Genomic DNA, 12856 nt, shown 5'->3' with positions numbered 1-12856 from the left:
TCCCGCCGGGCGCCGGGACCCACCAGCGCACGCGCGTACAGCATAAAAGCCGCGGCCGAGGTTGCCCGCCACGGGAAAATCAACGAAACCTTAGCAGTCGGCGACGGCGCCGACGCCTCGCACGATCACGGCGGACGCCGCTGCTGAGGTGGCACGATATAGCCGGGATGGTTACGGCCACCAGGGAAATCGATGGTGCCGGGGCGAGTGGATCCGCGTCGCGGCGGCGGAATGGTCGGACCGCCCGCCGACGGCCGCGGCGCATGGGGATGCGGCTGCGCGGGCGTGGTCGGCTGCACGTGTGGGTGCGGCTGCGCGGGCGTGGTCGGCCGCACCTGAGGGTGTGGCTGCGCGGGGGTGGTCGGCGGGGGCGCGTTCCGGTAGGGCTGCGCCGGGGTGTGACGGCCCGGCGCCTGCGGGTAGGACTCGCGAGCACGAAGCACCACGCCCGCCGCGGTGTACTGCTGCTGCTGATGCCACGGACCCGGCGCCGCGAACAGCGCCGCTCTGGCCGCGTGCGCGAACTCGGCGCAGCTGGCGAAACGGGACTCGACGCGCTTGGCGGTGGCCCTGGCCAGTACGGCGTCCAGGGTCGCGGGCAGGTCGGGGCGCAGGCTGCGCAACGGCGGGATGGGCTTGCTCAGGTGCGCCTGGATCACCGCCCCTGGGCTCGGCCCGGGGAAGGGCACCGAGCCGGTGAGCATCCAGAACAGTGTGCAGGCGAGCGAGTACTGATCGCAGCGATGATCCAGGGGCGCGCCCGCCAGATGCTCGGGCGCCGCATAGGCCAGGGTCGCGGTGATCGTGCCCGCCGAAGTCAGGGTGGTCTCGCTGTCGCGCACCGCCGCGATGCCGAAGTCGGTGAGCACCACGCGTTCCGGGCGCCCGATCGGTGGCTTGGCGAGCAGGATGTTCGCCGGTTTCACATCGCGGTGCAGCACTCCGCTCGCGTGCGCGAAATCCAGCGCGGTGGCGGTCTCGGCGACGATCTGCACCGCCCGGCCCGGTGTCAGCACGTTCACGTCGGCGGTCGCGACATCGGTGCCCGCCACGAACTGCATGGAGATCCACAGCTGATCGTCGTCGGTGCCGCGGTCGTAGACATTGACGATATTGGGGTGCTCGAGCTGGGCCACCAGATCGGCTTCGCGTTCGAAGCGCAGCCGGATCTCCTCGTCGGCAGACAGCTCGCGGCTGAGCAGTTTCAGCGCGGTGAGCCGGGGCAGCCGTGGGTGTCGGGCCAGGTAGACCACGCCCATTCCACCCTGGCCGAGCACACGCCGGATCGTGTATCCGGCGAACACGTCGCCTTTGCGCAGCACGCGAAGTCACCCCCTCCAGGGCAGAGCACCCGTTTGAAATTCTACCGATGTATCTCCCGAACCCACCGCCGCGCAACATCGCGGGCGAAGTTGTCGGTGCCTGATATTAGGGTGGCGGCTATGCGCATTGGAGCACACGTTCGCGACGAGAGCGATCCGATCGGCTTCGGCGAGAAGCTCGGCGCCGAGGTCGTGCAGTTGTTCGTGGTCGATCCGCAGAGCTGGGACAAACCCCAGCCCCACCCCAAGGCCGCCGAGATCCTGGCGAGTCCGATCGAAGTGGTCGTGCACTCGTCCTATCAGATCAATGTGGCGAGTCTGAACAACCGGTTGCGGATGCCCTCGCGCAACGCGGTGGCCCAGCAGGCGAAGGCCGCGGCCGAGCTCGGCGCGTTCGGCCTGGTCGTGCACGGGGGACACGTGCGCTCCGACGCCGAGCTCGACACCGGAATCGACAACTGGCGCAAGCTGTTCGAACGTCAGCAGGACAAGGGCGGGTTCGCCGTGCCGATCCTGATCGAGAACACCGCCGGTGGCAACCACGCGATGGCCCGGCGCTTCGATTCGATCGCGCGACTGTGGGACGCGGTCGGCGACTACGACGCGGGCTTCTGCCTGGACACCTGCCACGCGTGGGCGGGTGGTGAGGAACTGGTCGGGGTGGTCGAGCGGATCAAGGCCATCACCGGGCGCATCGACCTCGTGCACCTGAACTCCTCGCGCGACGAATTCGATTCCGGCGCCGACCGGCACGCCAACTTCGCCGACGGCACCATCGACCCGCAACTGCTGGCCGAGGTCTGCCGCACGGCCGGTGCGCCCGTCATCCTGGAAACCCCGGTCGACGGGGTCGCCGAGGACCTGGCCTACCTGCGGGAGCATCTCGGCTGACGCCGTTGGGATCACCGCGACGCAAACCCTGTCTGTCGAACCGGATTCACGGTGTGCTTGATGCGTACCAACCGATCGAGAACGACAGTGAAGGTGATCCCAATGCCGGTCGACCACGCCCTCCCCACCACCCTGACGGTGACCAAACTCGGCGCTCACATCGGCGCCCAGATCGATGGTGTCCGGCTCGGTGGCGATCTGGACGCGGCGACCGTGGCGAAGATCCGGCGCGCGCTCAACGAGCACAAGGTGATCTTCTTCCGCGGTCAGGACCACCTCACCGAGGACGGCCAGTACGAATTCGCCGAACTGCTCGGCAGCCCGACCACCCCGCATCCCACGGTGAAGTCGGCCGGTGTGAAAAGCCTGGCCATCGACTCCGAGCGCAGCCGCGCCAACTCCTGGCACACCGACGTGACATTCGTAGACCGCGTGCCGAAGGCATCGATCCTGCGCGCCGAGCACCTACCCTCCTACGGCGGCTCGACCACCTGGGCGTCCACGGTCGCGGCCTACAACTCGCTGCCCGCGCCGCTCAAGGCACTGGCCGAGAACCTGCGCGCGGTGCACACCAACCTCTACGACTACGTCGGAGCGGTCGACAAGGTGCGTCCGTCGCAGGTCGAGTACTCGGCAGAATTCCAGTCCGATGTGTACGAGACCGAGCACCCCGTGGTGCGGGTGCACCCGGAAACCGGCGAGCGGGCGCTGCTGCTCGGGCACTTCGTGAAGCAGTTCGTGGGGATTCCGACCCGCGAGTCCGACCAGCTGTTCCGGTTGTTCCAGGATCGGGTCATCCGGTTGGAGAACACGACGCGCTGGAACTGGGCTGACGGTGATGTGGCTATCTGGGACAACCGGGCCACTCAGCATTACGCGATCGACGATTACGACGATCAGCCGCGGCGGTTGACCCGGATCACTCTGGCCGGTGACATTCCGGTCGGTGTCGATGGGCGCGCCAGCACGGTGTTGAAGGGGAATGCCGAGGAGTACTCGGTGATCGAGGAAGTGGAGTTGCTCGCCAGTTGAGAGGTGGTGCGCGGTGTGGCTGAGGGGTGTGGGAGGCCGCCCGCCATACTGGGCGCATGAGTATTCGGCCGTTGGACGGTGTGCGCGTCCTGGAACTCGGTAATTATGTTGCCGCGCCCACTGCCGGACGTATTCTGGGCGACTTCGGCGCCGAGGTGATCAAGGTGGAGCGCCCTGGTACGGGCGACGAATTGCGCAATTGGCGGTTGTACGGCGGCGATACCTCGATGCTGTATCGCACGGTCAATCGCAACAAGAAGTCGATCGTGCTGGATCTGCGGACCGAGGCGGGGCGGGCGATCGTGCTCGACCTGGTGAAGCAGTGCGATGTGCTGCTGGAGAACTTCCGGCCGGGAATGCTGGAGAAGTGGGGGCTGGGACCCGAGGCGCTCGAGGAAGCGAACCCGAAGCTGGTGATCACGCGGATCTCGGCGTACGGCCAGACCGGTCCGATGGCCGCGCGGCCGGGATTTGCCGCGGTCGCGGAGGCGGTCGGTGGGCTGCGTGAGCTGGTGGGCGATCCCGATCGGCCGCCGGTGCGCACGGGGGTGTCGATCGGTGACTCGATCGCGGGCATCTACGCGGCGTTCGGGACCGTGATGGCACTGTTCCAGCGGGAACGGGTCACCGGCCCGGTGCCGCAGGCGGAGCGGATCATCGATGTCGCGCTCAACGAGTCGATCCTGTCGGTGATGGAATCGTTGATCCCCGACCATCTCGCCTACGGCATCACTCGGGAACGGGTCGGCGGCCGGATGGAAGGCATCGCGCCGTCCAACGCCTATCCGACCAGCGACGGTTACTCGATCATCATCGGTGGCAACGGCGACGCCATCTTCCAGCGGTACATGCGGGTGATCGGCCGCCCTGACCTCGCCGACGATCCAGAACTCGCCGACAACGCGGGCCGCTGGCGCAACCGCGAACGCCTCGACGCCTCGATCGCGCAGTGGTCGAGCAAGCACACCCGTGCGCACGCGCTGAAAGTGCTCGACGACGCGGCCATCCCGTGCGGCCCGATCTACACCGCCGCCGACATCGTGGCCGACGAGCAGTACCGCGCACGCAATATGATCCAGATGTTCCCGGTCGACGTGGGCGAGGCCGAACCCAAACAGGTGGGTTTCGGTGGCATCGTCCCGGTGATCGGGGACGCATCGCTGCCGATCCGCAATGTCGGCCCCGACCTCGGCGAGCACACCAGAGAAGTGCTCGGCGGGCTGCTCGGGATGAGTGAAGATCAGATCGACGCGTTGGAGGCACTGTGACGAGGCGAGTACACGGCAGGCGCCGCCCGCCGGTGCGCAACAAGTGGGAGCCGCGCGGTCCGGGTCATGTGCGTCCGACGGTCCACCCCACCCCGGCCAGCGTGGGCGACAAACCGTGCGGTGGCGTGATGTGCGTGCCCGCGCGGGAACCGGAGCAGCGGCGGTGAGCGCACCGCTGTTGCGTGATGTGACGCTGCGCGACGGTTTGCAGCTCACCGGCAAGGTGCTGCCCGTCGAACAGAAGATCGATGTGGTGCGCAAGTTGCTTGCCGTGGGAGTGCCCGCGCTGGAGATCGGGTCGATGGCGCGGCCCGATCTGGTGGCGCCGATGGCCAATTCGCTCGAGTTGATCGCGGCGCTCACCCCGGATGAACTGGCGAAATGCTGGGTCTGGGTCGCTACCCCGCGCCATGTCGAGAAGGCCGCCGCGGCGGGCGCGCGCAATTTCCAGTACTGCTTCTCGGTGTCCGACGCGCACAACAGGGCCAATATCGGCCGCGATACCGAGACCTCGGTGGCGGCCATGCCCGACGCGATCCGGCTCGCCCACGAGGCGGGCGGCGAGATCCAGCTGTGCCTGGCCACCGCGTTCACCTGTCCTTTCGACGGTCCCGTCGATCCCGACCGGGTGCTCGCCATCGCGAACGACCCGCGCACCGACGGCGCCGCCGATATCGTCCTGGCCGATACGCTCGGCCAGGCCCACCCCGGTCAGGTGCGTGCCCTGGTCACCGCGGTGCGCGAGACCACCGTGCCGCGCCGCATCGTTTTCCACGGTCACGACACCTGGGGCATGGGCGTGGCCAATACGCTCGCGGCCGTCGCCGCGGGCGCGAGCATGGTCGACGGTGCGCTCGGTGGCCTCGGTGGCTGCCCCTTCGCGCCTGGTGCCAGCGGCAATACCGCGTCCGAGGACATCCTCTTCGCCACCAGACCCGACTGGTTCACCCCGGCCTCGCTGGCCGACCTGGTCGGACTCACCGAGCAACTTCTCACCGATCTGGGCGAACCCAACCGCTCCCGCGCGCTGGAAGGCGCGCGATCGGAGGCCGAGGCCTTCGAATGGGTCGTTCGCTGAGAGGTCGGTAAGACCTGCGGTATCGGGGGGATCCCGGATGGCGCGGTTTTCCGTCGACCGCCAGACTGGACGACATGACTTCGCACGCCATGGGGACCGAGGCCGTCGACGCGGCGGCCGCCACCGACATCGCGGCCGCCGCGCTCGATCTGGTGAAGCTCTACGGATCGGGAGATACACAGGTCAAGGCATTGGACGGGGTATCGGCTGACTTCGCGAAGGGCGAATTCACCGCGATCATGGGCCCGTCGGGTTCGGGTAAATCGACGCTGATGCACTGCCTGGCCGGGCTCGACAGCGCCAGCACAGGCGAGGTACGCATCGGCGACACCGCGCTCACCGGCCTGTCCGACAAGCAGATGACGGCGCTGCGCCGCGACCGGATCGGGTTCGTCTTCCAGGCGTTCAACCTGGTCCCGACGCTCACCGCGCTCGAGAACATCACCCTTCCGCTCGATATCGCGGGTCGCAAGGCCGATCAGGAATGGCTCGAGACCGTCGTCAAGCGCCTCGGTCTCGGCGACCGCCTCGACCACCGGCCCTCGGAGCTGTCCGGTGGCCAGCAGCAGCGGGTGGCGTGTGCGCGTGCGCTGGTGGGCAAGCCGGAGATCATCTTCGGTGACGAGCCGACCGGCAACCTGGACTCGCACTCCTCGGGTGAGGTGCTCTCGATTCTGCGTGCCTCGGTCGACGAATTCGGCCAGACCGTCGTGATCGTGACCCACGACCCGCGCGCGGCCGCCTACGCCGACCGCGTCGTGTTCCTCGCCGACGGTCGCATCGTCGACGAGCTGCGTGACCCGACCCAGGATTCGATCCTCGACCGGATGAAGGCGCTGGAAACCCGATGAGCTCACCGATGCGCAGGGTCGCCCTGCGCAACCTCGCCGCGCATAAGGTGCGCCTGGCATTGACCCTGTTGTCGGTGGTGCTCGGCACCGCCTTCATCTCCGGATCGTTCGTCTTCACCGATACCTTGCAGCGCACCTTCGACGGCATTTTCGAAGGCCAGGCGCAGGGCGTGGACGTGCGTGTCGGCCCCTCGGCCCGCCAGGCACAGGGCGTGCCGACCAATATCGTCGACGCGCTGGCCAAGACTCCCGGCGTCGCCAGGGTCGCGCCCGCCGTGAACGGTCCGGTCGTGCTGCTAGAGCCCGATGGCAAGAAAGCCGTGCAGACCGGTGGCGCACCGAGTTTCGGCCTGTCCTATCTGCCGCCGGACAAGGCTGTCGAGGACCCGGAGAAGTTCGTGGCGGGCGCCCCGCCCACCCAGCCGAACGAGATCGCGCTCAATGTCGGCGGCGCCGAGAAGGCCGGGCTGAAGGTCGGCGACAAGACCAAGGTGCTGATTCCGTCCAGGGGCAACCCGTTCGAGGTGACGCTGTCGGGCATCTACGAGATGCCGGGCGCCGAGGGCGGCGGTGTGGTCGCGGTGATGTTCACCGAACCGCAGGGCCGCAAGTTGTTCACCGACGGCACGCACGTCGCCTACGCCGATATCGCCGCGGCGCCCGGTGTCTCGGCCGATGAGCTGCGCGACCAGCTCGCCGCGGGCCTGCCCAACTTCAAGGTGCAGAACTCCGACGAGGTCCGCGAGGACATGAAGAAGGAGGTCTCCGAGGCGCTCACCTTCATCAACTACTTCCTGCTCGCCTTCGGCGCGATCGCGCTGATCGTCGGCACGTTCATCATCTACAACACCTTCTCGATGATCGTGGCCCAGCGTTTGCGCGAACTCGCGTTGCTCCGCGCGATCGGGGCGAGTCGTCAGCAGGTCGGGCGGTCGGTCGTCTCCGAGGCGATCGTGATCGGGCTGATCGGTAGTGCGCTCGGGTTGGCCGCGGGTATCGGGTTGGCGTACGGGTTGTCGGCGTTGCTCAACGCGTTCGATCTCGGGCTGCCGACCGGGTCGCTGACCGTGCTGCCGCGTACCGCGATCGTCGCGTTGCTCGTCGGTCTGATCGTCACCGTGGCCAGTGCCTACGCTCCCGCTCGCCGGGCCGCGAAGGTGCCGCCGGTGGAGGCGATGCGTTCGGAATTCGCCAGTACGGGTGATTCGTTGCGGTTGCGCACGATCATCGGCGCGGTGATGGCCGTCGCCGGTGGCGTGCTCGTGTACGTGGGTGCGCAGGGCACCGGCAAGGGCTCGGCGGTGACGGTCGGGGTCGGCGCGCTCGGGCTCATTCTGGCGGTGCTGCTGGCGGCGCCCGCGTTGTCGCGGCCGATGGTGCTCGTGCTCGGGGTGCTCACCAGGCCGTTCGGTGCGATCGGGCAGATGGCGCGCAACAACGCCACGCGTAACCCGCGACGCACCGCCGCCACCGCGTTCGCGCTCACCCTGGGTCTGATGCTGGTTTCGGCGATCGGCATTCTCGGCGCTTCGGCGAAGACGAGTGTCGCGGTGCTCATCGACAAGGGCGTGAAGGCGGAGTACGTGCTCGCCGGTCCGCAGATGATCGGTGCGCCGATCGGTGCGGTCGACGCCGTGCGCACCGACGTTCCCGGCATCAGCGATGTCACCGGGATCAGGCTCGTCACGTTCAAGGTCGGCGACGAGCAGATCGGCGCCACCTCACCGGACGGTCCGATCGATCCGGTGATGGACGTCGACATGATCAGCGGCACCACCACGATTCCCGTCGGCGGTGCGATCGTCGACGAGACCGAGGCGAGCGATCGTGGGTGGAAACTCGGCGACAAGGTCACCATCACCAGCCTCGACAATCGGCAGCTCGAACTCACGATCGGCGGCGTCTACGCCGATACGCCGCTGCTCGGCCCCATGGTGGTCGATCCGGGTATCTACGAGCAACTGATGCCGCAGAGTCTGCGTACCAATGTGTACGTGCTGGTGAAAGCCGTGCCGGGTACCGATCTCACCGCGATGCGGGCGAATCTGGAGAAGGCCACCGAACCGTTCGTGGTGGTGCAGGTGCAGGACCACGAACAGTTCAAGGGCGCGCAGGGCAAGCAGATCAACACCCTGCTCGCCATCCTCTACGGGCTGCTGGCGTTGGCGGTGGTGATCGCGGTGCTCGGCATCATCAACACCCTGGCACTGTCGGTGGTGGAGCGTCGGCGCGAGATCGGCATGCTGCGCGCGGTCGGCACCCAGCGTGCGCAGGTACGTCGCACGATCTACCTGGAGTCCATGCTGATCGCCATCTTCGGCGCGATCGTCGGGTTGGTGCTCGGCATCGCGCTCGGTGTCGGATTCCTGCGCACGCTGCGTGACATGGGGATCGACCAGATCACCATTCCGTGGTCGCAGCTGGTGTTCGTGCTGGTGGCTTCCGGTGTGGTCGGTGTGCTGGCCGCGGTGTGGCCGGGTGTGCGGGCCGCGCGGACACCGCCGTTGGCGGCAATCGCGGATCTGTAGGCGGTACAGGGATTCTCGACCCCCGGTGAATATTCACCGGGGGTCGAACTGTGGCGGGCGGTCGAAGTGCGCCGCACCCACGCCGAGGATCGATCAATCCGACGGTGACCGGCCCGGGTAGCGGTTCCACCAGTCGCTGGGCGGAACTCCGAAGGAATCGCTGGGCGGAGCAAGGCCGAATTCGGTGCAGTATCCGTCGGCCAGGAGTTCGAGGATCGGACGAGCGTCGACACTGCGCGCCCAGGTCCGGGGGAGCGCGGGGTGGCCGTAGCGGGCGCCGAGCAGGCTGCCCGCGATCGAGCCGGTGGCATCGCTGTCGCCGGAGTGGTTGACCGAGAGGAGGAGTCCGGTGCGGACGATGTCGTGGTGCGAGCCGCCCAGGCCCGCCGCGGCGAGGGTGGCGAAGACCGCGATCGACAGTGCCTCGGGGCCGATCCATCCCTGGCCGAGCGATTCGACGTCCTCGGCTGTGGGATAACGTCGTTCGCGCTCGATCCGGGCCGCCAACCGGTGCGCGGCATTGAGGGCCGCCGAGGTTTCCTCGTGCTCGGGATAGTTCGCCAGCTCGGCCCGTGCGCGCGAGAGCGCGGTGGCCATATCGGCGCCGCGCGTGAGCTGATAGACCAACGCGGACAGGGTGCCCGCGGGCAGCCAACCGCTGGGGTGGCCGTGGGTGAGCGCGGCGGCGTCGCAGCCCAATTCGAAGACCGCGTCGGTGGCGGCCCCGGAGCGGTCCGCGGCGTAGCCGAACCCACAGGGGGCGGCGCGCATCACCGCGCCGCTGCCCTTGGAGTGATTGATGGGCTGTTCGCGCGTCCCGAGCGGTTCGGTCGGCGCTCGCCGCTGCGCCGCCTGCCGCAGCGCCGTGTAGACCGGAATGGCCACGCCACGTTGCTCGGTGAGCGCGGGATAGCCGCTGAGTGAGCTGTACAAGGCGAACGGTTGCTCGGGGATCTCGGCGACCTGCCCGCGCAGCCACACGAGCAGACCCTGCTGGAGCAGGCCCATCGTCGCCCCGCCGATGCCCTTCGCCCTGGCTCGCACCGAGCCCCGGATCAACGCCTCGACGGTGAACGCGGTCAGCTGGGTCTCTTCGGAGATGCGAAGGGGATCCGTATCGGTCACGCCCGCCGGGCCGTATTCGGCGCGAATACGTTGCAGGGAAAGGGTTTCCACCGGGGCGCCGAGGGCGTCGCCGATCGCGCCGCCGAGCAGGCATCCGCGCACGCGCTGCGTCCACTCCGATGCGGCGCTCGCTGTGCGCGCGGCTTTGCCCGGCTCGCCATGGCGAACCATGGAGCGCCACTGGTCTCGCGAGTTGGGGTGCGCTGCCTCCGTGTTGCGAGTCGCCCCCGGCGCTCGCGCTTCCGATTCGGGTGGGTGGCGCACAGCTGTTGTGTCGTGCCGTCGGGCGGCACTGCGTCGACTCGAGCTGTCGCGCGGTTCGGTTTCGGAACTGGTGCCCGGCGCGAGCGCGACGAATGGTGTCGCGATCGAGTGTGATTCGGCGCTGGCGGGTTGGGAGGTGGTTCGTGGGAGCGCGGGGTGGCCAGTGAGGATCGAGGCGCCGGCGGAGTGCGATGAGTGGCCCAGCGCCTGCGTGAGCGCGGCGGCGAAGTCGGCACAGGTGGGGAAGCGATGGGCGCGATCTTTGGCCATGGCCTTGGACAGGACCGTGTCGACCGCGTGGGTGAGTCCGGTGCGACGGGTGCTGGCGGCGGGAGGCGGGGCGTTGAGGTGGCCGAGCATGACGGTGGCGGGGTTGGGGGCGTCGAAGGGGCCGGTGCCGGTGAGGAGCCGGAAGACCGTGCAGGCCAGGGAGTATTGATCGCCGCGCCCGTCCAGCGGTGCGCTGCTGAGTTGTTCGGGGGAGGCGTAGGCGATGGTGGCGGTGAACTGGCCGGTGCGGGTGAGGCCGCCGGTGTCGTCGAGGAGTTTGGCGATGCCGAAGTCGGTGAGGATCACGCGTTCGTCGAAGCCCGCGCCGACCCCCGAGGTGCGCGACAGCAGAATGTTGGCCGGCTTCACGTCTCGGTGCAGGACGCCCATGCGGTGTGCGTAATCGAGGGCGCTCGCGGTCTGGGTGACGATCTGGGCGATTCGTTCTGTCCCGAGCTGCTGCGCCGGCACCGCTGAGGCATCGACGCCGTCCACGAACTGCATAGCGATCCAGAGACTTTGTTCGTCGATGCCTCGGTCGTAGACGGTGATGATGTTCGGGTGGTCGAGCTGGGCCACCAGGTCGGCTTCGCGTTCGAATCTGGCCCGGATCTCGACGTCGGCGAACAGGTCACGATGCATCAACTTCAACGCGATCAGGCGTGGCAGCCTGCGGTCCCTGGCCGCGTACACCGCCCCCATCCCGCCGCGCCCCAGCTCACGCTCGATGACGAAACCGGCGAACACCGCCCCGCGCCGCAACATCGCCTCACCCCGTTCACCGAACCCGATCGTCGGTAGCCTAGTTGGCTCAGGCGCGACACGCCCCTGAGCTTCCGGCGGAAGTACCGCGACTTCTCGCAACGAACGCGGCGGCCCCGGCCGGTCACACCGCCGGGGCGTGAGTGTCGGCCCAGCGGGTGATGTCGCCGCGGTCGAGGGCGGTGGCGAGCAGGTCCGGGAATTTGTCGGGGGTACAGGCGAAGGCGGGAATGCCGAGGGCCGCGAGTGCTGCCGCGTTGTCGTGATCGTAGGCGGGTGCGCCCTCGTCGGACAGCGCGAGCAGCACGACCACCTGGACGCCGGCCTCTTTCATGGCGTTGCAGCGGCGCAGCATCTCGTTGCGCACGCCGCCTTCGTAGAGGTCGGAGATCAGCACGAACAGGCTGTCGGTGGGCCGGGTGATCAGCGTCTGCGAGTAGGCGATGGCGCGATTGATGTCGGTGCCGCCGCCGAGTTGCGTGCCGAACAGGACGTCGACCGGGTCGCTGAGTTGCTCGGTGAGATCGACGATCTCGGTGTCGAACACGACCAGTGAGGTCTTCAGCGATCGCATGGACGCGAGCACGGCGCCGAACACCGAGGCGTAGACGACGCTGGCCGCCATCGAGCCGGATTGGTCGATGGCCAGCACCACATCGCGCTGGATCGACTGCGACTTGCGCCCGTAGCCGACGAGCCGCTCGGGCACGATGGTGCGGTGTTCGGGCAGGTAGTTGGCGAGATTCTTGCGGATGGTCCGGTTGAAATCGATGTCGCGCAGTTTCGGGCGATGGGTGCGAGCGGCCCGGTTGATGGCACCCGAGACCGCGGCCACGGTCTTGGCGGCGATGCGCTGCTCGATCTCGCGCACCACCTTCTCGACCACCATCCGCGCGGTGGCCTTGGTGGTTTCGGGCATCACCCGGTTGAGGCCGAGCAGGGTACCGACCAGGTGCACATCGGGCTCGACCGATTCGAGCAGCTCGGGCTCCAGCAGCAGTTGGGTGAGGTTGAGCCGGTCCACGGCGTCGCGCTGCATCACCTCGACCACGGTCGCGGGAAAGTAGGTGCGGATGTCGCCGAGCCAGCGCGCCACCCGGGGCGCCGAACCACCCAGTCCGCCGGATCTTTTCGTCGACCCGCCTGCTTCACCGGTGTTGTAGAGGGCCGACAGTGCCTGGTCCATCGCCTGGTCGGCGCCGGAGTTCAGTCCGCCGAGCTGTTCCTCGGCGGCTGCTCCCAGCACGAGACGCCAACGGCGCGAATGGGTTTCGTCGGGTTCGGTCATCGGTGCTCCTGATGGTCGAGCGGGCGAGCTGGACGCGGGGTCGAGTGAGTGTCGGGCGCGGCCACCGTGACGATCGCCCCGCACGCGAATCGCGGTGGGTGATCCTGGCGCGGCGGCGACCGGTGGATCCGATATCGCGCACGGCCCGGCCGTTGGCTCGGTGTCGAACGTCTGCGG

Annotated in this window: 9 protein-coding genes; 6 read left to right on the top strand and 3 right to left on the bottom strand. The window is 68.2% G+C overall.

The window, feature by feature from the left end:
* Window positions 1–125: 125 nt before the first annotated feature.
* The gene (locus NA12_RS15780; RefSeq protein ID WP_084472795.1) at window positions 126–1322 is read right to left on the bottom strand and encodes a serine/threonine-protein kinase; all 1197 of its coding nucleotides are present in this window, start codon (window positions 1320–1322) and stop codon (window positions 126–128) included.
* Between the two features lie 120 nt (window positions 1323–1442).
* Here NA12_RS15780 and NA12_RS15775 point away from each other — a divergent pair, with 120 nt between their 5' ends.
* The 6 genes from NA12_RS15775 to NA12_RS15750 all read left to right on the top strand — a co-directional run bounded on the left by NA12_RS15775 (window position 1443) and on the right by NA12_RS15750 (window position 8970).
* Complete coding sequence (locus tag NA12_RS15775) at window positions 1443–2213, top strand: deoxyribonuclease IV (protein WP_067450883.1); 771 nt, start codon at window positions 1443–1445, stop codon at window positions 2211–2213.
* 102 nt (window positions 2214–2315) lie between these two features.
* Entirely contained in the window at window positions 2316–3245 is a 930-nt protein-coding gene (locus NA12_RS15770) for a TauD/TfdA dioxygenase family protein (RefSeq protein WP_067450881.1), read from the top strand.
* A gap of 56 nt (window positions 3246–3301) precedes the next feature.
* Entirely contained in the window at window positions 3302–4513 is a 1212-nt protein-coding gene (locus NA12_RS15765; RefSeq protein ID WP_067450878.1) for a CaiB/BaiF CoA transferase family protein, read from the top strand.
* A gap of 163 nt (window positions 4514–4676) precedes the next feature.
* The gene (locus tag NA12_RS15760) at window positions 4677–5591 is read left to right on the top strand and encodes a hydroxymethylglutaryl-CoA lyase-like TIM-barrel protein (protein ID WP_067450874.1); all 915 of its coding nucleotides are present in this window, start codon (window positions 4677–4679) and stop codon (window positions 5589–5591) included.
* Window positions 5592–5665: 74 nt separating this feature from the next.
* A complete protein-coding gene (locus NA12_RS15755) occupies window positions 5666–6442 on the top strand; it encodes an ABC transporter ATP-binding protein (RefSeq protein ID WP_243654713.1) in 777 nt (258 codons plus the stop codon).
* On the top strand, window positions 6439–8970 hold the full coding sequence (locus NA12_RS15750; protein WP_067450868.1) for an ABC transporter permease: 2532 nt from the start codon (window positions 6439–6441) through the stop codon (window positions 8968–8970). Before NA12_RS15755 ends, NA12_RS15750 begins: the two co-directional genes overlap by 4 nt.
* Before the next feature lie 93 nt (window positions 8971–9063).
* On the opposite strand, the gene NA12_RS34420 is transcribed toward NA12_RS15750, so the two are convergent.
* Both NA12_RS34420 and NA12_RS15740 read right to left on the bottom strand, forming a co-directional pair.
* The gene (locus NA12_RS34420; protein ID WP_207905558.1) at window positions 9064–11394 is read right to left on the bottom strand and encodes an ADP-ribosylglycohydrolase family protein; all 2331 of its coding nucleotides are present in this window, start codon (window positions 11392–11394) and stop codon (window positions 9064–9066) included.
* Between the two features lie 121 nt (window positions 11395–11515).
* A complete protein-coding gene (locus NA12_RS15740; RefSeq protein WP_067450864.1) occupies window positions 11516–12679 on the bottom strand; it encodes a VWA domain-containing protein in 1164 nt (387 codons plus the stop codon).
* Between the last annotated feature and the right edge of the window lie 177 nt (window positions 12680–12856).

The organism is Nocardia alba NBRC 108234 (assembly GCF_001612665.1).
GTDB lineage: Bacteria > Actinomycetota > Actinomycetes > Mycobacteriales > Mycobacteriaceae > Nocardia > Nocardia alba.
This window is presented reverse-complemented; position numbering and strand designations above follow the sequence as displayed.

Bases quoted from the DNA above. Each gene is read 5' to 3' on its own strand.
- NA12_RS15775 (WP_067450883.1), top strand. From the start codon at position 1,443: ATGCGCATTGGAGCACACGTTCGCGACGAGAGCGATCCGATCGGCTTC.
- NA12_RS15770 (WP_067450881.1), top strand. From the start codon at position 2,316: ATGCCGGTCGACCACGCCCTCCCCACCACCCTGACGGTGACCAAACTC.
- NA12_RS15765 (WP_067450878.1), top strand. From the start codon at position 3,302: ATGAGTATTCGGCCGTTGGACGGTGTGCGCGTCCTGGAACTCGGTAAT.
- NA12_RS15755 (WP_243654713.1), top strand. From the start codon at position 5,666: ATGACTTCGCACGCCATGGGGACCGAGGCCGTCGACGCGGCGGCCGCC.
- NA12_RS15750 (WP_067450868.1), top strand. From the start codon at position 6,439: ATGAGCTCACCGATGCGCAGGGTCGCCCTGCGCAACCTCGCCGCGCAT.
- NA12_RS34420 (WP_207905558.1), bottom strand. From the start codon at position 11,394: ATGTTGCGGCGCGGGGCGGTGTTCGCCGGTTTCGTCATCGAGCGTGAG.
- NA12_RS15740 (WP_067450864.1), bottom strand. From the start codon at position 12,679: ATGACCGAACCCGACGAAACCCATTCGCGCCGTTGGCGTCTCGTGCTG.